The organism is Parachryseolinea silvisoli (assembly GCF_021190955.1).
GTDB classification, from domain to species: Bacteria; Bacteroidota; Bacteroidia; order Cytophagales; family Cyclobacteriaceae; genus Ohtaekwangia; species Ohtaekwangia silvisoli.
In genome coordinates this window covers 210,662-230,740 of record NZ_JAIOAO010000003.1, presented here as the reverse complement: position 1 = coordinate 230,740, position 20,079 = coordinate 210,662, and the positions used below count along the sequence as shown (strand labels likewise).

General features: G+C 50.9%; 16 protein-coding genes and 1 tRNA gene. 9 read left to right on the top strand and 8 right to left on the bottom strand.

Annotation, left to right across the window (positions count from 1 at the left end):
* Positions 1-44: 44 nt before the first annotated feature.
* From K7P01_RS18390 to K7P01_RS18375, 4 genes are all read right to left on the bottom strand, one after another.
* Positions 45-209: a hypothetical protein gene (locus tag K7P01_RS18390; RefSeq protein ID WP_267295728.1), complete on the bottom strand. Its 165-nt coding sequence runs from the start codon at positions 207-209 to the stop codon at positions 45-47.
* Between the two features lie 13 nt (positions 210-222).
* Entirely contained in the window at positions 223-666 is a 444-nt protein-coding gene (locus tag K7P01_RS18385) for a DUF6934 family protein (RefSeq protein WP_267295726.1), read from the bottom strand.
* A 9-nt stretch (positions 667-675) separates the two neighbouring features.
* Positions 676-1,947, bottom strand: coding sequence for a site-specific integrase (locus tag K7P01_RS18380; RefSeq protein WP_267295723.1), 1,272 nt, complete (start codon positions 1,945-1,947; stop codon positions 676-678).
* Between the two features lie 192 nt (positions 1,948-2,139).
* Positions 2,140-2,213, bottom strand: a tRNA-Pro gene (locus K7P01_RS18375).
* Positions 2,214-2,359: 146 nt separating this feature from the next.
* On the opposite strand from K7P01_RS18375, the gene K7P01_RS18370 reads away from it, so the two are divergent.
* Together K7P01_RS18370 and K7P01_RS18365 are read left to right on the top strand one after the other, a co-directional pair.
* Positions 2,360-3,607 (top strand): sensor histidine kinase, encoded by a 1,248-nt coding sequence (locus K7P01_RS18370; RefSeq protein WP_267295721.1) that lies wholly within the window; start codon positions 2,360-2,362, stop codon positions 3,605-3,607.
* A gap of 230 nt (positions 3,608-3,837) precedes the next feature.
* On the top strand, positions 3,838-4,920 hold the full coding sequence (locus tag K7P01_RS18365; protein ID WP_267295719.1) for a hypothetical protein: 1,083 nt from the start codon (positions 3,838-3,840) through the stop codon (positions 4,918-4,920).
* Between the two features lie 3 nt (positions 4,921-4,923).
* Here the strand turns inward: K7P01_RS18365 and K7P01_RS18360 are convergent, their stop codons facing one another.
* Positions 4,924-7,209, bottom strand: a complete 2,286-nt coding sequence (locus tag K7P01_RS18360) for a preprotein translocase subunit SecA (protein WP_267295717.1) — start codon at positions 7,207-7,209, stop codon at positions 4,924-4,926.
* A 115-nt stretch (positions 7,210-7,324) separates the two neighbouring features.
* Positions 7,325-7,714 (bottom strand): hypothetical protein, encoded by a 390-nt coding sequence (locus K7P01_RS18355; RefSeq protein ID WP_267295715.1) that lies wholly within the window; start codon positions 7,712-7,714, stop codon positions 7,325-7,327.
* Positions 7,715-7,921: 207 nt separating this feature from the next.
* On the opposite strand from K7P01_RS18355, the gene K7P01_RS18350 reads away from it, so the two are divergent.
* From K7P01_RS18350 to K7P01_RS18320, 7 genes are all read left to right on the top strand, one after another.
* Entirely contained in the window at positions 7,922-8,593 is a 672-nt protein-coding gene (locus K7P01_RS18350; RefSeq protein WP_267295713.1) for a YiiX family permuted papain-like enzyme, read from the top strand.
* Between the two features lie 140 nt (positions 8,594-8,733).
* Complete coding sequence (locus K7P01_RS18345) at positions 8,734-10,437, top strand: tetratricopeptide repeat protein (RefSeq protein WP_267295711.1); 1,704 nt, start codon at positions 8,734-8,736, stop codon at positions 10,435-10,437.
* Positions 10,438-10,544: 107 nt separating this feature from the next.
* The gene (locus K7P01_RS18340; protein ID WP_267295709.1) at positions 10,545-13,133 is read left to right on the top strand and encodes an ABC transporter permease; all 2,589 of its coding nucleotides are present in this window, start codon (positions 10,545-10,547) and stop codon (positions 13,131-13,133) included.
* Positions 13,134-13,348: 215 nt separating this feature from the next.
* Positions 13,349-14,410: a ribosome small subunit-dependent GTPase A gene (gene rsgA / locus K7P01_RS18335; RefSeq protein WP_267295707.1), complete on the top strand. Its 1,062-nt coding sequence runs from the start codon at positions 13,349-13,351 to the stop codon at positions 14,408-14,410.
* Positions 14,411-14,574: 164 nt separating this feature from the next.
* Positions 14,575-16,275, top strand: a complete 1,701-nt coding sequence (locus K7P01_RS18330) for a CsgG/HfaB family protein (RefSeq protein ID WP_267295705.1) — start codon at positions 14,575-14,577, stop codon at positions 16,273-16,275.
* A gap of 129 nt (positions 16,276-16,404) precedes the next feature.
* Positions 16,405-16,797: a hypothetical protein gene (locus tag K7P01_RS18325; RefSeq protein WP_267295703.1), complete on the top strand. Its 393-nt coding sequence runs from the start codon at positions 16,405-16,407 to the stop codon at positions 16,795-16,797.
* Positions 16,798-16,862: 65 nt separating this feature from the next.
* On the top strand, positions 16,863-17,525 hold the full coding sequence (locus K7P01_RS18320; protein ID WP_267295701.1) for a hypothetical protein: 663 nt from the start codon (positions 16,863-16,865) through the stop codon (positions 17,523-17,525).
* 112 nt (positions 17,526-17,637) lie between these two features.
* Here the strand turns inward: K7P01_RS18320 and K7P01_RS18315 are convergent, their stop codons facing one another.
* Together K7P01_RS18315 and K7P01_RS18310 are read right to left on the bottom strand one after the other, a co-directional pair.
* Entirely contained in the window at positions 17,638-18,837 is a 1,200-nt protein-coding gene (locus K7P01_RS18315; RefSeq protein ID WP_267295699.1) for an MATE family efflux transporter, read from the bottom strand.
* Between the two features lie 53 nt (positions 18,838-18,890).
* Positions 18,891-19,979, bottom strand: a complete 1,089-nt coding sequence (locus K7P01_RS18310; RefSeq protein WP_267295697.1) for an adenylate/guanylate cyclase domain-containing protein — start codon at positions 19,977-19,979, stop codon at positions 18,891-18,893.
* Positions 19,980-20,079: the final 100 nt, after the last annotated feature.

The window sequence follows — 20,079 nt, the reverse complement described above, 5'->3', positions numbered from 1 at the left end:
CCTAGTATTTTTTATTCTAATCTCCTTGAGAGCCTAAGCGCGAATTATTTCGATGACCTATAGCGCTCAAGATCGGAACCTTTGATGTGTTTCACCAACTCGTTTGCTCGTGCAGTTTTTTCAGGCGGCATGTTCGCACCATTATAGCCGTTAAGCCTTTCATCTATTTTGAACCTGATTTTCTCAGCTTCTTTTATTAGATTTTTCATAGGTTAAAGTTATTCATTTTTTCGCAATCAAAAAACCAGCGTATGAGCCATTAGACCGGAACGGCTCGAATCGCCAATTTGCAAATACCCCTAGAATAACGAATATCTCAGAAAGATCTGCGAAATGGAGCGAAATTGCCATTCTATACAAACGGGTACGTGCCGGCGTGTTACCTTCCAAAAAAAGCCACTGCGAAGGGTAACGCTCCGTAAAGAGTAACACGGCTTTTACTACCGTAGCGAGAATTTTATCACGGTCACCATTGTTCGTGACCCTCGAGTCATCAAGCGTTATCCCGTCTTCGAGCACGTCAACTAATCCGAGGTTGAAGATTGTTTCGTCAGACGTAGGACCGATCAATATTCTCTTTGCCACCGTTCCCCTGGGGCCAACGCTGGTAAAGTCAAAGCGCTTGCGATCGTCTGCCGCAAAAGCTTCGTAGCTTTCATGTTTCATGGACACGCGCTAGTTGTTTCCGACAATCGCCCTTAGCGGAGTATCTTCTCTCTTCGACTGCTCAGCCAGCACTGCGCGTAGAGCGCCCATATCCTGGCTAACTTTTTTCTCAACAACCTTCGCATAAATCTGCGTGGTGCGGATGCTGGCATGCCCTAGCATTTTCGATACTGTCTCGATGGGTACCCCATTGGTTAGCGTTACAGTAGTGGCGAAGGTGTGCCGGGCTAAGTGAAACGTCAGGTTCTTTTTTATACCGCACAGGTCGGCAATCTCCTTTAGGTAGGAGTTTAATTTCTGGTTTGACAACGCGGCAAACACAGTGCCGGTAAAGGCCGCCCGGGGATCGCCCTGGTACTTCTGGATGATGACCTGCGCCTTTGGCAACAATGGTATGCGTAGGGGCTGATTGGTTTTCTTCCGGGCCGTCATGATCCACTGGCCACGATCCATGCCCAGGGATATATGCTCGGGTTTTAGGTTCATTAGATCGCAGTACGCAAGACCGGTGTAGCAGCTAAAGACGAAAAGATCTCGGGCCCAGTTGAGGCGCGGAACCTGGAAGTCTTTCTGTTCGATGGCAGCGAGCTCGGCACTGTCGAGGCACTGGCGCTCTTTCCGTATGAAGCGGGCCTGGAATTTGGCGAAGGGGTCTTTCTCCATCCATTCGTTGCGGATGCCGACGGCGATCATCTTGCGGAGGCGCTCGATGTGTTTCAGGACTGTATTATGCCCGCACGGAATATGATAGTCAGTAGGCCGGTGATTGAGCATGAACACCTGAAAGTCGATAATGAACGGATAGGTAAGCTCATTCAGCGGTATGTCGGCTCGCTTTAGTTTCCTCTCCAGGAATAGCTTGACGTAGCTCTGGGTGGTAACATAGTTTTTCATGGTGCCCCATTCCAGTGTATGCTTCAGGCTGTTGTTGTGGTACTCCATCAGACCTAGGAGGGTGTGGCCCAAAGGGACGATACCGCAAAAGAGGTCTTTCACAGCTTCGAGTGTGACCGGCTTCCTTTGGAGTTTCAGCTCGGTGCAGCATTGGTTGAGCTCGGCGCGAACATTGTCGAGGTAGTCATTGACGATTCGGACGTCTTCGCGTTTGCCTTTGGCTCTGCCCAGGTCGGTGTCCCACTTTTCGATGTCGATACTGCGGCGCAACGATACGTCTAGCGACTGCCCGTGGAGGGTGATGCGGACGTACAAGGGGGCGAGGTTCTGACGGGCTTTGTCTTTTTTAATGAAGAAACGGGTACGGAGAATGTTTAAGACACTCATGGTTTTGTGGGTTTGAAATGATGCGTGTTGATCATTTTTCCTAGCTCGCCCCAAACATACCGCAAGCGGAGGAGGGCGAGAATAGGGCACGGAAACCTTGAGTTTGTAAGTGCTTCTTTGAGGGTATAAAAACGAAAAACCCCTTAAATCATACGATTTAAGGGGTTCCGATGGAGTTTGATCTCCTGTTCGTCGGGGTGGCCAGATTCGAACTGACGACCTCTTGGTCCCAAACCAAGCGCGATACCGGGCTACGCTACACCCCGAAACTTTGGCATTTACCGGTGTTGTCCGCCAAAGGGATGCAAATATAACCTTTTATTATGTAAAACCAAATTCTCGCCTTTTTGCCTGCGTTCTTTGTTCGTATTAATAGTGATATATTACAAACAACTTGAAATCCGGCTGAGCCATGCCTGACATTGAAATCGATTCACTGCTAAATGACATCAACAACGTACAGCAGATAGAGATTATCCCCTCGCTGCTCGAAGTCGTTTGCCGCACGACCGGTATGGGGTTTGCTGCCGTCGCCAGAGTTACAACGGACCGCTGGATTGCGTGCAGCGTACGGGATGAGATCGACTTTGGACTCAAGCCCGGTGGCGAGCTTCGGATTGAAACGACGATCTGTAATGAGATCCGTCAATCCGGAAACGTGGTCATCATCGACCATGTAGCCAATGATGAACTGTATCGCGACCATCATACGCCTAGAATCTATGGTTTCCAAAGTTACATATCGGTACCAATCGTCCTCAAAGACGGTGAATTCTTCGGTACATTGTGTGCCATTGATCCTGCCCCCGCTCGTTTGAATAATTCGCACACCATTGCCTTGTTTACCATGTTTGCTGACTTAATCAGCTTTCATTTGGAAACCATTGAGGTATTGCATGCCAGCAAACGGACCATCAATAGACTGAATACCCAGGCAACCGATATGATGGAAGAGAATCGACAATATCAATTCGTATCGGACCACAATTTAGCCGAGCCCCTGCGGAAGCTCTGTGTATTTTCCAATATGCTTATTGACGCCACAGAAAAAGAAGGCACCCCGAAGATCCGCCATTTAGCCCAAAAAATAAACTCATCGGCTGAGCAATTCAGCATGATGATGAAGGACATGTCAAAATATACCAGCTTAAGTGACAAAGGTCTAACGCACGAAAGGATTGATTTAAGTGGCGTTATCGCCGGCGTTCGTACACAACTTACGGATTTGATTATCCATAAAAATGCAACGGTTAAAAGTGAGCGCCTACATGAAGTACGCGGCGTTCGGTTTCATATTGAGCAGCTATTTTTTAATCTCATCGTGAACGCTCTGACATTCAACCGGGCGAACGTACCGCCAGAGGTTATCATATCATCCCATCATATTTTGGGAAGCGAATTAAACGAAATGCTTGGTGTTGATCCTGCTATACGGTACTTGCAAATCGATGTTCAGGATAATGGGCGTGGAATAGAAGCACCTGAACTGGAAAAGATCTTCTATATTTTTTCAAAGGTCTCTCATACTGAGTCCGTCGATGGATATGGTATCGGTCTCGCCTATTGTCGTAAAATAGCGAAGCTTCACGGCGGGTTCATATCCGTCAGCTCACAACCCGGTGTCGGCAGCATATTCAGTGTTACGTTGCCGTTGGCATGACAGCTTGATTAAGTAGTTTCTGGCTGACAAACCTGTTAAGCTGAATTTATTCCAAGGGCCTTTCAGCCCGCCACATACCCCTTCGAACAAGTAATAATACGCTCCGTCGTGGGCGGGCACAGATACCAGTCGTGTAAGATATACCCGCATCGTTGTCCGCCAGCGAACGATGGCCGTGTTCCGGTAAACCGCGTTTCATACATTAGCGCATATTCCATAACGCTCGAAACGTGAAATATAACCTGAGTTTAGTCCTGTTAGCCTCTTTGTTGCTTTTATCGTGTTCGTCCGATGACGGTACAGAAACCGTCGCCCCCGAATATCATGCTCCCACGTTCGATCTGACCGGTGCGAAAGCGGTGGTATACTTCGGACAGGTTAACGCCATGGCTAATGGGCGAGCAAGCGAGAGCAATAACCCCGGCAATCTTTTTAAACTGGATGCTGAGGGTCAAAGGAGCCCCGTATCGTGGGGTGCATCCTTTGCGGCGATCAGACCTTTGCGCAAAGGACTTTTTGTGACCCACTACAACAACGCATCCAAAAACTATGTATATCATGTCGTAGAGCTGAACAACTCGTCGTATCAACTGGACGGGTATGGGACCGACCTGATCGGCGAAAACGACGCTGGCGATCTGATCTTCGCCGACGGCCGGGTTTTTCGCCGGGCAACCAAAACGGTCGAAACGCTGAAAACGGATTTGCAGGTTTTTATGGTAGCGTCCGTTTCCGGCAACTTTGCCACCGTGCGTGCAGGAGCTGATTTCTACGCGATGAACACTGTTACCGGCAAAAAATACCCCATTCAAAATTGCCACGGCCCCTTAATCGCAGCATTGGACACCGACCAGGTATTCGTGGACGATTGCCAGGCCGAGAACTTGTTGACGTTTACCACCGGTGAACGCAGCACACCCGGTATACATCCGTTCGGTTTTTCCGCCCGTACTGCGATCGGCTTCGCCACGCTGGACAGCAAGCTTACCGAGTACAACACGAAGGGTCAGGCAACTTTTGAGGTACCCTACCCGATCGCCTCCCGCGTCTTGTCATTCACGAATAGTGGCGATTATTTTATCGTCCACGAGCGTACCGGCATTTCTGTTATTAAACGCGGCAATCCGGAAGTTCGGCCGATCCTTAGCGAAGTAAATGTCAGCCGGTTTTCCACCGCCGATGGCATCTTATATTACGCAGCCGAGCAAAAAAACGGGCGGCCCGTCATGGGTATGTTTGAGCTGGCATCGGGCGAGGATACGGTACTGCCCGGCAACGCGCCAGCATCGGTGGCGCTATACGCGTTTGAGTAAACGCTACTTCCGCTTTCCCCATCCAAAAATCCGCATGATCATCAAGAGCGGCCCGGCTAAAAGATCGACCTGATAACCGATGTTGCCGATCATTTGCAATAGTGGATTTTTAAATGGATTATCGTTCACCAGGTAGGTCCACGTGGAGGAAGGACGCTTTATCTTCAACTCCGAAACATCGATATTATTTGCGTTACTGAGCTTGTCTTCAAGATCTGCCATCAACTGGCGGAACATCTCATCTGAGCTTTTATGAAACTCGTGTAACGGATTTTTTCCCGCCATACGCTGCCAGTGAATTCCTTCCCGTAGGGCAGCAATATCGTTCATGTAATACGACCACAGGAAGTCATGCTGAAATAGACTATACTCCTTCCAGGGACTTTCCGCTGACAAGAAAATATCCTGCCTCCTGTCAAAAAGTATCGTGCGTTGCCGTTCCGTAAAGTGAGCGTATTGATGCAGGTTCAGGCGTATCTCGTACAGCTGCCCTTCAATGATACGCTGGGCCTGGGCGATGCTCCTGGCAATCGTAGCATGGTGTATCGGGCCCTCCTGATGCAGATCCCGGAGATGCGCTGGCAGCAGGCCCTTGAGTCCGTATTTAACCATCAGATCATCTTCCATGCTGATGATAAACTGTGAAGATCCGGGGTCGCCCTGTCTCCCGGCACGCCCTTTCAGCTGTTGATCAATGCGAACGCTTTCATGCCGGTTCGTGCCAATGATGTGTAAGCCACCGGACGCCACGACAGCTTCTTTTGAATATTGATCCTTGCCTCCCAACATAATGTCTGTACCACGCCCCGCCATATTCGTGGAAATCGTGACGGCTCCCGGCATGCCGGCCTGTTCGATGATAGCCGCTTCCGACTCATTGTTCCGGGCGTTGAGAACGATGCTGGAGATGCCATTTCGCTGTATTTCCGCCTGCAGCTCTTCCGATTCCTTTACGGTTAATGTGCCGATCAGGATGGGACGACCCGTTTGATGGATCTTCTGTATTTCGTCGATGATGGCCTTTACTTTAGCAGCTTTATGCGTAAAGATCCCGTCAGGGTGGTCGACGCGCCGGCCGGGTTTGTGGGATGGAATGACGCTGACACCAAGGCCGTAGAAACTGGCAAATTCCGCAGCGGCGTGCTGCGCCGTACCGGTCATGCCAGAAACCTTGGGATAGCAATTCATAAGATGCTGCAGCGAAATAGAATTCAGGATCCTTCCCTCCGACTGCACTGCCAATCCCTCCTTCGCCTCCACAGCTGCCTGCAAACCATTCTGCCATTTTCTATCTTCTACGACCCTTCCGGTAAATTCATCGACTAATTTTATTCGCCCATCATCAATGATATAATCAACATCTTTCCGAAGCATGGTCCGGGCTTGCAGCGCGAGGTTAACGGCAATGAGCCGGTCGTGATGGTTGTCATCATAGAGATTTTGTATACCAAAAAAATCCTCGGTTCTTTCAATACCATAGTCGGTCAGGAAGACGTTCCGGGCGTATTCATCCAGCATAAAATCGCGGTAGGGCGTGAGACTTGAAACGTACCGGGCAATTTGGTGGTGATCGACTGGCTGCCCCGCGATGTTCCCGGCAAAGACCAGAGGATTACGGGCTTCGTCTATCAGGATGGCGTCGGCCTCATCGACTATAGCATAGTTAAAATCGCGCAAAATAACCTCTTCCGGCGCATACGCCATGCAGGAACGGAGGTAGTCAAACCCTACTTCCTTGGCAGTGGCATACGTGATATCACAACGGTATGCCAATCGCTTCTCTGCAGCGGGCATGTTCTCCTGTATACATCCAACCGACAATCCGAGGAATTCATACACCGGCCGCATCCAGTTTGCATCCCGTTTGGCGAGGTAGTCATTAAAGGTGAGGATATGGACTCCTTTACCGGCCAGTGCGTTCAGGCATGCCGTGAATACGGCCACAAGGGTCTTGCCCTCTCCCGTCTGCATCTCAATGACATTTCGTTGATGGAGGGCGATCGCAGCCATTACCTGTACGCGGTAGGGAGTCATGTGCAAGGTTCGCTGGAATACTTCTCTGACAATGGCATAAAGCTGCGCCATGTGCGCATCCGGGGATTCGCCCGCATATACTTTCGCACGGATGACGTCTGCCATCTGTCGCAGTGCTGCATCGGTTTTGCTCGTCATGTCTCCAGCATACTCGAAAACTTGCTGGAGTAAATTTTCGTATGGCTGAACATCCTGGGTAACTGTGGTCTGTTTTAATTTATGGAGAAAGGTTTTGATCGTCTTAGTCGCGTTCATTTTACATTCAGTTGATAGTGAACATTGTCCGTTATAGGGGTCACGCGATGAGCGCAACAACAGCTGTAGCGGCAAAGATCCTATGCAAAGAGATGAAAAATGAGAGGAGCTTACGCTACATCAGGGGATAAACAAACGGGTCCTCTTCATCTGAATTTTGATGCGGAGTATTAAATGACGCGGTTTCAATATGTGAAGAATAAAATCCGCGGGTATTAACCCGACCGGTGTTTTGCAAAGAACATAAAACGGCACCACCGCGTCCTGCGTAAAAATGCACTGGACGGTCTTTTGCATCAGTATTTCCAGGTGTTCTTTCAGTTATAGATATAACAGGCGATTGTGCTTCCTGTCGCGCTGTCCGAAAAAGAACTTCTATAGGATGGAAGACCTTGTAATCCTGATAGCCTGAGTCGATGTCCATCACACCGGCAACCATCAACAGCAGCAGAAAGCTGCTGGCAAATGGAGCTGTAGTTGGCTGAGGGTGTGTCTGCATATTCATGACAACGATTGACCTTCAATGATCTTACCAGGTTTAGTGGTGACCTGGAAATTGGGGCAAATTGACAGTCGATATCCTGCTGCCGAATAAAGTACCTGTCAAAATGGAAGAAACCCTGGCCAAATAACGACACCAGCCGGCCGTAAGATTTAATACCCGATTAACGCTATCTTTATCCTGGCACGCTCTTGGCTGCCTTGAATCGTCATGAAAAAGTCCGCGTTTGTCGTACTGGTCGTAGTCCTGGGAATTATCGGTGTTGCGGGCTTTGCTTTTTTTGCAAGGAGCGCGAAGGCGCAAAAACCAAACACCACTATGGGGTCATCGCAAAGCTCCATATTACTGGACGGCGACATCATTTTCCAAAGCTCGAAATCCGGACAAAGTTATGCTGTACAGCTGGCCACACATTCTCCCTACAGCCACGTGGGGTTGGTCTATATCATTGATGGCTCGTACTGGGTGTACGAGGCCGTTCAGCCCGTGCGGCTTACACCCCTCAGCAACTGGATCCATCACGGCGATGGCGGGCATTACATTGTCAAGCGATTAAAGAACCGCGACCGGGTACTGACGTCAGAAAAAGTCCAGGAAATGAAAGCGATCGGCAAACGCTTCAACGGCCTTGACTATGATCTTCACTTTGGGTGGTCAGACGATCGTATGTATTGCTCCGAGCTGGTTTGGAAAATATACCATGAAGCGCTCGGCATAGACGTCGGTCAGCTGCAGGCCCTGCGGGACTTCGACCTGACACACCCGGTGGTAAAAGAGATCGTCGAAAGACGCTACGGCGATAACGTACCGCTGGACGAGACGGTGATCTCGCCAGCGGCCATCTTTGCGTCGGACAAGTTAGTCACAGTACAGGAAAAGTAAAAGCCTGCGAAACCGCCAACGCAGATCGCGCTCAGCCATCGTTTTTGATACGTCTACAGGTAGGTGACCGGTGATCGTCGTCCGTGCCGAAGAGGATATTTCAACAAAAACGCGTAACTTCAAGGTGTAGTCCTCGCATCATGAAGAACACCGGCTATATAGTAATCTCCCTCTTGATTTTGTCAACCCTGTTCTGGCAATTTAAAACCCAGGAAGACAATGTGATCCCTACACAGGAAATCACGCTGTGCGCATCGCCCGCCCGGGAAACCAAGCCAAGAAGCGACGGCAAGTTTATTACTGCACTGAAGGGTTGGGGCCATGTTCATTACGAGATCTCGACAACCGAGGACAGCGTACAATACTACTTCAACCAGGGCCTCAGCTTCTACTTTGGCTACCACTTTACAGAAGCCCTCGCCTCTTTCAAAGAGGCCAGTCGCTTGGACCCAGACTGTGCGATGACCTACTGGGGACAGGCACTGTCCATGGGCCCATTCTACAACACGTATGTCTACAAAATGAAAAGCGAGGTACCGGCAATCGTCGCCGCGATGTCAAAACGAATGGCCGGCGCCTCGGAAAGGGAACGGCTCCTGATGAAAACATTGCAGAAACGGTACTCCAATGACCTCACCAATGCCGATCGGCAACAGTTGGACAGAGCCTACGCGCTCGCCCTGGCCAACCTGGAAAAGAAATACCCGGCGGACGACAATATCGCCGCCCTGTATATAGACGCTGTAATGCTCGAACATAAATGGGACTACTGGGATCCGCAAGGAAACCCCAGGCCCTGGACACCCGAGCTGGTCGCGAAATGCGAACGCGTCCTCAAACACTCACAACACCCTGCCATTCTTCATTATTATATACACCTGACGGAAGCCTCGCGGCAGCCCGGCAAAGCACTGGCGGCAGCAGAAGAGCTCAAAGATCAGATCCCAGGTATCGGCCACATGGTACACATGGCATCGCACATGTATCAACGCAATGGTCTGTACGAAAAAGGCGTGCTCATAAACGAAGAAGCGAACACTGTCAATAATACGGTGGATGCAGCCGTGCCTGAATTGGGACTCGGACGCGATCGTTCTCCGCACTTCTTCGCTGTGCAGTCATATTGCGCAATGACCGCCGGCATGCATCGCGACGGCCAGCCACTTTATCAGCGCGCCCGCGACCGGCAAGTGGCATTAAGTGACAATCTCTCAAAAGACCTCTATGCACAATTTGTATACATGATGCCCGTCATGGCCAACGTAAGGTTAGGCCAGTGGGATGAGATCTTAAAATCCGCAGACGTGGACGAGAAATGGAAATACGCCACAGTGCTCGATAACTTTGCAAAAGGACTTGCTTCGCTCAGGAAAAACAACAGGGAGGCGGCAACCCAATACTTACAAAAAATCGAAACAGCTATGCAAGACGATAACCTCGCGAAGCGGTTATTGCCTTTTAACAGTCCGTTGCAGTCGTGCCGCATTGCCAAATTTATACTGGAAGGTGAAATCCATTTTGACACAAACGCGCACGACGCGGCCATCAAATCCTTTCAATCCGCCATCGAAATAGAAGACAACATGGTCTACCGGGAACCGCAAGATTGGCTGATCCCCACCCGGCAGTTTCTGGGAGCCCGATTGCTCGCCATACAAAGGCCCCGGGAAGCCGAAAAAACTTACCGGGAAGACCTCATGCTGCATCCCGGCAACGGTTGGTCACTCCTTGGATTATATCAAAGCCTCCAGGCCCAACAACATGCAGAAGCAGCCATCTATAAAGAGAAGTACGAGAAGGCGTTTGCATCATCAGACCTCACGATTCCCGCGTCTGTATTCTAACCCCGCCACCCATCTTCTAACGTACTCATAATCAGGCAACGATAATTTACTTAACAAACATAAAACTAATTCATTACTTTCACGTTTGTTAAACAAATAGATAATCCATGCCTCCGATACCTCCTCCTGAAAAAGCACTTGCCATTTTGCGCTGGTTTTGCCGGGAAGACTACCTCGAGGAAATCGAAGGCGACCTGATCGAAGTCTATCAGAAGGAGCATGAGCAGAGTCCACGCCTGGCGAGGTGGAAAAGCTATGCACGCGTGGTTCGATATTTCAGGCCTGGGTTTATCAAGCGATGGAAACGACAACCCAACATCACTGGCATGTATAAAAACTATCTCCTGATCGGCTGGCGCAACTTGCGACGTGACGCTGGTTATGCGTGGATCAACGTAGGCGGTCTCGCCATCGGCATGGCCTTCGCACTGCTCATTGGCCTATGGATACAATACGAATTCAGCTATGATACCTTTCACAAAAAGGGCGACCGTATTGCTCTTGTTCTCAAAAATACGCTCTTCAATAACGAAAAAAATACCCAGGACGCTACACCCTTTCCGCTCGCCGAAGAGCTAAAGAATAGTTATCCGGAAGTGATTCGTGCTTCCAAAGTCAGCTGGCTCAATGAGCTGAACTATACCGTTGGCAATAAAACCCTCAGTAAATATGGCATCTATGCCGACCCTGACTTTCTAAAGATGTTTTCATTCAAACTGTTAAAAGGTGATATCAATACGGCCCTGAATGAACCAAACGCCATCATCCTGACGGAGTCTTTTGCAAAGGCCATGTTTGGTGACGACGACCCGATCGGCAAAGCCATACGCATCGACCATGAGCATACCGTACAGGTCACTGGCGTCATTGAAAATGTACCCCCTAACTCCACGATCTTTTTCGACTGCATTCAACCCTACGAATTTCAAGTTCGCAATTCACCTTTTATCGCCAACAACCGGAGCAGCTGGAGCAATAACTTCCTGATGACGATGGTTGAATTGAAAGACGGCGTATCACCCGAAGCTTTTTCCAACAAGATCAGCAAGCTCAACATGGAAAAAGATGCCAACCTGAAAAATCAATATTTATTCCTCAACCCACTCCCCAAGTGGCACCTGGAAGGTGAATATAAAAGCTGGGAGAATGTCGGCGGTCGTATCAGGTACGTCCGGTTGTTCGGCGTGATTGGTATCTTTGTATTATTGATTGCGTGCGTCAATTTTATGAACCTCACTACGGCGCGCGCGCAGAAACGCGCCAAAGAAGTCGGTATCCGCAAAACCGTTGGCTCGTATCGCCGGCAGATCATCGGACAATTCCTCAGCGAGTCCCTCCTGACAACATGCGTAGCGTTTGTTTTATCGCTCCTCCTGATCGTCATCATACTTCCCTTTATTCTTGAATTTGGGTTTGAGCATATCCATATCAGCCTGAACAATAGCAGCCTGTTCATACTCGGCGGTATCATCTGCTTGGCAACGGGGCTACTGGCTGGGAGTTACCCAGCCTTCTATCTTTCATCCTTACGGCCCGTCAATATTCTAAAAGGCCTGACACACTCCGGTGGGGGCGCGAAGACATTTCGCAGGGTGTTAGTCACCGCGCAATTTGCCATCTCCATCGCCTTAATCGTGTGCACCATCGCTGTCTTTCAGCAGGTAGACCACGCCCGGCACCGGGCGATCGGCTATAATCCACAAAACCTGGTATCCATCACGCCCACAGCAGCGCTCACTAAAAATTTCCAGGCACTAAAGCAGTCGCTGCTGCAATCTGGATATGTAGAAGCTGTAGCCACGGCGTCAAGCCCTCTGACTGCGGTTTATAATAAATGGAGTGACTTCTCCTGGGACGGCAAAGAGCCTGGCACAGACATCGCCTTTGAGGCCCTTATGACCGAATGGGATTTTGAAAAAGTTGCACAGCTTACCTTCAAGCAAGGGCGGCCATTTTCCATCGAGCACGCCACAGACTCCAATGCCGTCATCCTGAACGAAACGGCATTAAAAGTCATCGGGTATAAAGATCCTATCGGTCGCACCATGAAATCGGGCAATCGCGAGGTGATCATCGTCGGCGTAGTCGAAGATATGCTTATGCTCGACCCATTCAAAAGTGTAGCGCCGGGTGTAATTCTCTTCAGCGCGCAATCTATCAATGCCATGCTCATCCGTATGAAGGACGGTGCCGACATACAAGACGTCATGGCTGGAATCGATCCCGTTGTCAGGCAGCACAACGACGCACAGCCCTATGTCTATAGCTTTGTTGCCGATGAGTATAACAAGAAGTTCAACCTGGAAAATCAAGTAGGCAAGTTGTCGGCGATTTTCGCCGGCCTGGCAATCTTCATCAGCTGCCTGGGACTGTTGGGACTTACCTCTTTCATGGCTGAGCAGCGCGTCAAGGAGATCGGCATCCGCAAGATCCTGGGGGCCTCCATGACCAGCCTGTGGGGCTTGCTCTCGAAGGAATTGATCATGCTGATCGGACTCTCGTTTGCCCTGGTCTCCCCTGTCGTATACTACTTCGTCGATCGCTGGTTGCAGAACTACGAATATCACATCACGTTGTCGTGGTGGACCTTCGTCTGCACGGGCGTGGGGGTATTACTGCTGGCCCTCAGTACTGTCTGTTACCAGTCGATCAAAGTTGTGCTTGCCAACCCCGTCAGAAGCCTTCGATCGGAATAGCAAGCATCATGGCGGTATCTAACTTTTTGCTATCTTTACGAAGTATGGCAATCACCGCTACTACATATCGCCCTTCCTACGCCGGAATGAGGGTAGCCTGACGGCAGGTCAACGTGTCATACGTTCCTACCGTCCTGTTCTACTATCCTTTGAATTTATTTTCTGGCAAGGTCATCTCTCCTTCGGCGAGGTGATCTAAAAAATCTTTATTCCCCATGACACTACTAGACCAGTATGGCTGGCTACGCTATAGCCACACATACGCTTCTCTCGAAATACCCCAGGACCTTACCGTAGGCCGCATCGTTAGCATAAAAGGTTTCAAGTACTACACCCGTACCGAACAAGGCGAGCTGGAGTGCGACCTGTCGGGGCGCCTGCTATACCTGCCGCCCACTGACCACCCAAAAGTCGGTGATTGGGTAACGCTCATGGTATACGATACCGCCGGCTATATCATCGGTGTATTACCGCGCCACAATGTACTGTCCCGTCGCAACCCCGGCACCACGGCAGAGCGTCAACTACTGGCCGCGAACGTAGACGCAGCACTCGTCGTACAGGGCCTGGACCGCGACTTCAACATCATGCGCCTGGAGCGCTACCTTGTACAACTGGCCGCGTGTGACGTCCCCGCCCTTGTGGTATTAAACAAGGCCGACCTGGTAGAGGATACACAGCCGTATATCGACGCGGTACAAAACCTCGGACGCCAGGTACCCGTCTTGTGCTGCAGCACACATACCGGTATGGGTATGCGTGCGTTGCAAGACGAGCTCCTGCAGCCGGGCCACACATACGTATTGATCGGATCGAGCGGTGTCGGTAAAAGCTCGTTGCTGAACGCACTGTTAGCCGATACCCGACAGGCTACGGGCACTACCAGCGACGCCAATCAAAAAGGCCGGCATACGACTACCACGCGCGATCTCTTTCGATTACCCAACGACAGCCTGTTGATCGATACCCCGGGCATGCGCGAGTTTGGTGTTACGGGCAGCAGTGAAACGTCATCCGAAGACTTATTTCCCGTCATCCATACGCTCGCCGCACACTGCCGGTTTACCGATTGTCAACACCTCGACGAGCAAGGTTGCGCCGTGCTGGCCGCCCTGCACGACGGTTCGCTATCCGACGCGGTATACGACAGCTATCTGAAACTAAAAAAAGAGATGCGCCGCTTCGAGATCGATGTATCGGATAAAAAACGTATCAACAAACAGTTTGGTAAAATCGCGCGCGAAGCTAAAAACCACCGCAAAAAGTATAAATTCTAAATGCCTATAGCGGGTTATCAAAAAAGCCCCGCTTTATAGCGGGGCTGCTTCCTCCTCTAAGGTATTGCACATGTAAGAAACCACCGGATTCTACAAGGTTCCAAACGGGCTCTGTAACGTATCTTTAGCCTTGCTTGTGCAATTCTATCTAACGTAACCACTACATGAACCGCCTCCGGCACTTCTTCCTGTTATCCCTTCTCAGCTTCTCGTTTTGTGCCTTTAGCCAGTCCGTAAGGCCTACCATCATCTTCCAGGATATGCAATCGGAGGACTACCCTTCCGCCCGGGACCGTGCAAAGGGTCTCCACGAGGCCACGCTCGACCTGCTGGTGAACGCCAACAAGGTCGCGATCGTAACCCGTAGTGGCGAGATGTGGAAAGCCATCGAGAACGAGCTGGCCATGAAAGACTTTGTCGACCCCAGGTCGGCCATCGACCTGGGCAAGATGTCGGGTGCTAAATACCTGCTTGTCGGCAACCTGACACGCGTACACCACGAAGAGAAAATCCGTACATCGGGCAGCACGTCCGAACGATATTTCAGCGCTACTGCCTTTGCCACGCTCAAGATCCTCAACCTGGAAACAGGCCAGTTCGAAAAGTCTTTTCAAGCCGAGGTCAACGCCACCGCTACAGACCGCGAAGAAGCCATCCGCTCGTCACTCAAGCTGGCGTCACAAAACCTCGCCGGCCAGGTGAACAAACACTTCCCGGTGGCAGCACGCATTGACAAACAAGTATCCTCTAACCAGGTATCCATCACCAAAGGCACGGCCGACGGTTTACACGAACAAGAATTTTACGAGGTGCTGTCCGACGACGGCCATACCGTCATTGGCCAGGTCAAGATCACCTTTGCCGCTGAACACGGCGCCACCGCCCGCGTACTGCAAGGCGATGTTAAAAACATGGCCGGCAAGCTGGCGCGCGAGCCGCAAGCGGGCAACGCCTCGGTAAACGTAGCGCGCGTGGAAAGGATCGACGGCAATCATGTCGTGATCGACGCCGGCAGAGACCTGAACATCCAGAAGGGCGACGCTTACAAATGCGTACGCACAGTTGACGAAAAGATCGGCGACCACGTCAACCAGAAAGAAGAAATCCTGGGTCGGATTTATATCACCGACGTATATCCCGACTACGCAGAAGGCAAATTATACCGCGGCGTCGGGCAGCTGGAGACCGGTGTTCAAATAACCGAGTCCAATGAAGACCGCGATGCGCGAAAGCGTTTTGTCCACGTTGGCTACAAGTCGGCACTCAGTACGACTATCGAAGCGACCAAGCCAACCGGTATCGTTACCGTACGTAACGAAAACGGCGAATATACCGTTGATACAAGCCCGTTGGGCACCTTCCAGGATATCGAAAGCATAGCTGTTTATACAGTAGGTTTTGGCGTCAAGAACCTGGTGAAAGATTTGAGCACCAGCCTGCTGTTCGACATCTATCGCATGGATCACCTCAACAACTGGATCGGTCGCCTGGAAGTACTGTACGAGCTGCCGCTGGTCCCCGAAAAGCTTCACGTCACCCTGGGTCCCTCCCTGGGTTATGGCGGCCTGAAGCAAGAAATACCCGCCAGCATCATCGACGAAATCAGTAAAGGCAAGGCCGACAAAGCGAATGCCTCGTCGATCTTCTTTTCCGGTCAGGCCGGCCTGAGCTGGACCCAAAAGCGCTTTGTGCTCTCGGCAGCAGTTTCCTACGATTACATGAAATTCAAAAAGTGGAAATACGATGTTGCCGTCGAAGACGAGACTAAAAACGCCACCGCACCCGCAACGATCCTTCCGTATAGCAACGTAGACCTCAGCGGTCTATACTATAATGTCGGCCTGAGCTACCTATACCACCGGTAACACATAAATAATAAAACAAATACGAACGGGTAGGGTGTTTTTCCCCTACCCGTTTTTGTGTTAGCCAACTATCAAAAGTACCGGCAATGCCGTAATATTGCCGCTCTAACACAACCAACCCCTCTCCTTATGAGCCTGATAACCATCAGCAGCAACAAACACTATGTGATTGAAATCGCGCCCGAAAAGAACCGCGCGTACCTTAAGATCATCGGCTTCTGGCGTAACGCCGAAGCTGTGCCGAACTACATCGCCGACTGGAAAAAAGCGCTGGACGGCCTCAAAAAAGATTTCACCTTGCTGACCGATGCCTCCGAAATGAAAACCCACCCACAAGAGCTTCGCAAGCTGCACGAAGAGGCCCAAACCCTGCTACTCAAAGGCCATGTGCGAAAAGTAGCGGAGATCATGCAGAACGACGTAACCGAAATGCAGCTCGACTCCGTGGCCAAAACCACGCAATTTCCAAAAAAGAACTTCCGCGACCGCGCCACCGCCGAATTGTGGCTGGATGAGGCCTAACAACGCCTTTGCCATTCGCCGTCTTTTTCCGACCTTCGTACCCACTGTCTAACCATTGTACCTGCATGAAAACTCCCCTGCTTGGCATTCTATTGGCATGTCTGGCTTTTACTGGCTACGCCCAGGAATCCGAAAAATATCAGAAAGCAAAAACGAAGTCGCACGAGGTCGCGTGGGACGAGGAAAAATCTGAGAAATACAATGACTGGAAAGCCAAGCCGGACTACCACGAAGGTTATGTGATCGACGCCGACAGCAATAAGATTGAAGGAATTGTTATCGACAAAGCTGCGCTTTCCGTCAAGATCATTTTGCCTTCCGGCGAGACCAGAAGATACTACGCGCAGAAAAGCAAGGGCTACGGTTTTGACCTCTATAAATTTGTCTCCATGGGCGATTTCTTCGTACAGGTAGTGTACGACCTGAAAACCATCGGCGTTTATAAGCGACCGATAATAACTGGCCACGGGATAGTCAGTGCAGCCAATGCGCCGTTCACAGTGAACGGTCAAAAAGGTGATGGTTTTTTGTATTATATACGAAAAAAGAGCGAACCGGACTTTGAACCGGTGAAGAGCATAAACTTTGCCAGCAAGTTCTCGAAGTATTTCTCCGATTGCCCCTACCTGAAAGAAAACATCAAAAATAAATCACTGGGGTCTGGCGAGAACGACCTTACCGCCATTGCTGCCATCTACGATCGCGAGTGCGCACCGGCGAGCAAATAATACCCACCAATAAATACCAACGTTCCAGCCTCGGCGCCGACGCGTGACAGCCACATGCCCGTCAGCCCGAGGCCGAACAGGGGCAACGCCCACACAAACGCCATCACGAGCACTATGCCTTCAACAAATTAACGGCAATGGACATGGTCGTCTTACCGGTGCTCTGAAAGTACGCCCCCAGTATATAATTAGGCCCGGCCGCCAGGAACAACAAGAAATACAACGACAATCCGTTCGCTGCCAGCGACTCAAACACCGCGGACGGCTCTGCCGAAAAGACACGCACTAACGTCCCCGGTACTAGCCATCCTATACCACAGACCACCACGCCAATCGCCACCGAAAACAGCATCGCAAATCGCAGCACGGCCAGTACCCGCTCCGGCTGCTTAGCCCCTACGTTAAATGACATGATGGGCAACGCCGCCAGCATCGCCGCCGTCAACAACCGAAGAAAGATAAAGCTGAGGTGATTAATCAGTCCGAACGCCGCTACCGCCAGCGCACCGTAGGACACCAGGCTACGATTGATAATCAGCAACCCCGCAGAGAACGAAAGCTCCGATAACAGCGAGGGTACCCCCGCTTGAAACAACGATTTCCACGCAGGAAAGTATAGCGTAAACCGAAAGTTACCAAAGTGCAAATGCCCGCGGCCCTGACGGATATACCAAAACAGATACCCCGCTGCAAAAGTATTACCCAACGCCGTAGCGATCGACGCGCCGGCGGTACCCCACCCCAGCCAGACAATAAAGACAAAATCCAATACAACGTTCAACGCCACGGCTATTAGCGAACCGTTTCGGGCTACACGTGGTCCACTGTCATTCACCACGAAGTGCCCCCAGACAATGCGCACGAACAGGGCCGGCATACCAACAAAGCCCCACAGCATAACATCACGGGTGTTCTGCACCAACGACGTATGATCAGCCCCCACGAGGAACTGCGCCAGCGGCGTAACCAGAAACGGCGCACTGACGGCTATGACCGAACCCGCCACCAGCGCCAGCGTCGTGCCAAACCGCAATACAGTTCGTGCCTGTGCACCGTCGCCCGCACCAATGCTCCGGGCAATCAGAATGCCCCCGCCAATCGTCAACGCCAGTACAAAGGATATAAAGACGGTTAAGACCGGCCCGTAAATACCTACCGCAGCAACGCCCTCCTTGCCAACGTACTGGCCCAGCAATAACCCGTTTACGACCATCTGCACCGTAACCGACATAATACTGGTCAGCGTCGGCACATAATAGCGAAAGAAAAGTGAGGGAATGGGATCTTTCCCAAGATCTGCAGATACGGCCATGACACACATCCCCTTGTGGTTAAGAAAAAAGGGGGAATCAATGTACTACATTTTCAGACAACCAGCATTACCGTGTTCAGTAAAAGCTCGTTCTCCTTGCCGCGCAGCTTGATATGCCCCAGGGGCTTCAGCACGAACTTGTCAAAAAGATCCAGGTTTCGGGCCACGTCGTGCGATACGATCAGGTCGGTATTAAACTCCTTACACATACCTTGAATGCGTGACGTGGTATTCAACACATCGCCCGAGTAGGTAATGTCACGTTTAATGATACCCACCTCACCGGCCACGACATTGCCGCAATGAATCCCCGCCTTAAACGAAGGCACCACACCAAACCGTGCCTGGTAATGTTCGCGCTTGTCGGCAATCGCCTGGCGAATGTCAAAGAAGCACTGCACACAGTTGTTATAGGCTGCTGCCTGATGCCCCCAGGCAATCACCACTTCGTCGCCTACATATTGATAGATGGAGCCGTTGTTGTGCAGAATGGGTTGTGTGATATCGGCAAAGAACTCGCGCAGCAGCAAGTGATATTGTTTATCCCCCATCTTTTCGGCCATCGCCGTAGAGGCGTTCAGATCGAGAAACATAAAGGTACGCGTCTCCTCGCGGGGTATCTGGTATTTGCCAGATACCAGGTTCCAGAAAGCGCCGCGCCCAAACTTCTGGCTCACCTGCACCAACATCTGTGTAACGGCCACAATAAATGACCACACCAGCAACGCCTTGACCGGCGCGGGATCTTGTATGAACTCCAGCAACGCCCGACGCGACGCTGCATCATACCAGGGCCGCCCCGTACGCATCGGCACAATGGTCATGCCCATGACAACCGTCACCAGCGCGATGATCAATACAAACGACACGCTCACCGCTACAATGGTATAACCGTACGGCTTGTCCTGATATTTTACATTGATGTAAAAAGTCATCAGGCTACCACCCAACACGCCACCGATCAGACCACCACCCATATTGCGCATGGCAGCGACCCAAAACGAATACTCGGCCGATGGACCGTTCGAGATATACGACAACAGCACCAGGTGGTCGTAGACCGTCAGCACAAAGCCAAAGAATATCCACAACCCGATAATGACCAATACCTGTCGAAGCTTGAATTGCAAATCACTTTTCATATCGCATGCTTTAGGAACTACCGGAAAACAAAGCCACGCGCGGTGTTGCCACCACGTGTGGTATAGTAGACCCGACCGGGTAAAGATACGTTGGAAAGTG

Bases quoted from the DNA above. Each gene is read 5' to 3' on its own strand.
- K7P01_RS18390 (WP_267295728.1), bottom strand. From the start codon at position 209: ATGAAAAATCTAATAAAAGAAGCTGAGAAAATCAGGTTCAAAATAGAT.
- K7P01_RS18385 (WP_267295726.1), bottom strand. From the start codon at position 666: ATGAAACATGAAAGCTACGAAGCTTTTGCGGCAGACGATCGCAAGCGC.
- K7P01_RS18380 (WP_267295723.1), bottom strand. From the start codon at position 1,947: ATGAGTGTCTTAAACATTCTCCGTACCCGTTTCTTCATTAAAAAAGAC.
- K7P01_RS18370 (WP_267295721.1), top strand. From the start codon at position 2,360: ATGCCTGACATTGAAATCGATTCACTGCTAAATGACATCAACAACGTA.
- K7P01_RS18360 (WP_267295717.1), bottom strand. From the start codon at position 7,209: ATGAACGCGACTAAGACGATCAAAACCTTTCTCCATAAATTAAAACAG.
- K7P01_RS18355 (WP_267295715.1), bottom strand. From the start codon at position 7,714: ATGAATATGCAGACACACCCTCAGCCAACTACAGCTCCATTTGCCAGC.
- K7P01_RS18350 (WP_267295713.1), top strand. From the start codon at position 7,922: ATGAAAAAGTCCGCGTTTGTCGTACTGGTCGTAGTCCTGGGAATTATC.
- K7P01_RS18345 (WP_267295711.1), top strand. From the start codon at position 8,734: ATGAAGAACACCGGCTATATAGTAATCTCCCTCTTGATTTTGTCAACC.
- K7P01_RS18340 (WP_267295709.1), top strand. From the start codon at position 10,545: ATGCCTCCGATACCTCCTCCTGAAAAAGCACTTGCCATTTTGCGCTGG.
- rsgA (WP_267295707.1), top strand. From the start codon at position 13,349: ATGACACTACTAGACCAGTATGGCTGGCTACGCTATAGCCACACATAC.
- K7P01_RS18330 (WP_267295705.1), top strand. From the start codon at position 14,575: ATGAACCGCCTCCGGCACTTCTTCCTGTTATCCCTTCTCAGCTTCTCG.
- K7P01_RS18325 (WP_267295703.1), top strand. From the start codon at position 16,405: ATGAGCCTGATAACCATCAGCAGCAACAAACACTATGTGATTGAAATC.
- K7P01_RS18320 (WP_267295701.1), top strand. From the start codon at position 16,863: ATGAAAACTCCCCTGCTTGGCATTCTATTGGCATGTCTGGCTTTTACT.
- K7P01_RS18315 (WP_267295699.1), bottom strand. From the start codon at position 18,837: ATGGCCGTATCTGCAGATCTTGGGAAAGATCCCATTCCCTCACTTTTC.
- K7P01_RS18310 (WP_267295697.1), bottom strand. From the start codon at position 19,979: ATGAAAAGTGATTTGCAATTCAAGCTTCGACAGGTATTGGTCATTATC.